The organism is Aeromonas sp. 601039 (assembly GCF_049174415.1).
In the GTDB taxonomy this organism is placed as follows: Bacteria; Pseudomonadota; Gammaproteobacteria; order Enterobacterales; family Aeromonadaceae; genus Aeromonas; species Aeromonas veronii_A.
The window spans coordinates 1-922 of sequence record NZ_JAAKTL010000051.1 but is presented as its reverse complement, the minus strand read 5'-3'; the positions used below and the strand labels follow the sequence as shown (position 1 = coordinate 922).

1 protein-coding gene is annotated in these 922 nt (G+C 57.6%); it reads right to left on the bottom strand.

The features are described from left to right. Nucleotides 1-41: 41 nt before the first annotated feature. Nucleotides 42-922, bottom strand: an 881-nt coding sequence (locus tag G5195_RS20140; RefSeq protein ID WP_421236415.1) for an IS3 family transposase, incomplete at its 5' end; no start/stop codon positions are given.

The following is a 922-nucleotide window of genomic DNA, read 5'->3' as shown; positions in this document are numbered from 1 at the left end:
CCTGAAATAGGTTTACACATTTTCAACTAGCATTTCTCTACTCAGAACCCCCTATGTACCGCATCGGGGGTTCTGTATTTCAACGCATGATGCGGCCGCTCCTCGTTGTAAATATCCACCGCTTCACGCACCATTTCCCGCGCTTGCGCCAGGTCCTGCGGGCTTTGCAACAACAACTCTCCCTTCAAAATCCCGTTCACCCGTTCCGCCAACGCATTCTGGTAACAGTCATAACCATCGGTCATCGAGCATCTCACCCCGTACCGTTCATGTAATGACTGATACAGGCCAGAACAATACTGTACTCCGCGGTCTGAGTGATGGATAAGCTCCCCGCCGCCACGCCGTTGCTTCAGCGCTTTCTTGAACGCCATCGCTACCGACTCGGCGTGCATCCCCTCGTGCACGTGATGGCCCACTATCTTGCGTGAGTAAGCATCCGTCACCAGGCTCAGGTACAGCGGCCCGCTCCTGGCTGGCAGATAGGTGATGTCGGCGACCCAGACATGCTCCGGTGCCACCGGCGTGACCTGCTCCGGCCCCGCCTTGAGCAAGTTGGGATGACGGTAGAAACGGTGAAAACTGTGGGTGGTCTTGTGATACGCCCGCCTGGGCTGCACCAGCAAGCGGTACTCGGCCAATATCCGAAACAGCCTGTCCCGCCCGACCTTGAGCCAGGCATCATCCTGACCCTGAAGCAGATAATGCAGCTTGCGGGTACCCACCCGTGGTTGGCGTAATCGTACCTGGCGCACGTAGCGCACCACGTGCAGCGCTTGTGCATGGCGCAAGTCTGCAACCCGATTGCGCTTGTAGTAAGCCTGCCGGCTTATCCCCAGAAACAGGCAAGCCCTGACGATGGTCAGTCTCTCGACCTGCCGTTGCGAGAGGACTTGCCGGGTCGCTTTTTTACGATGGAGAC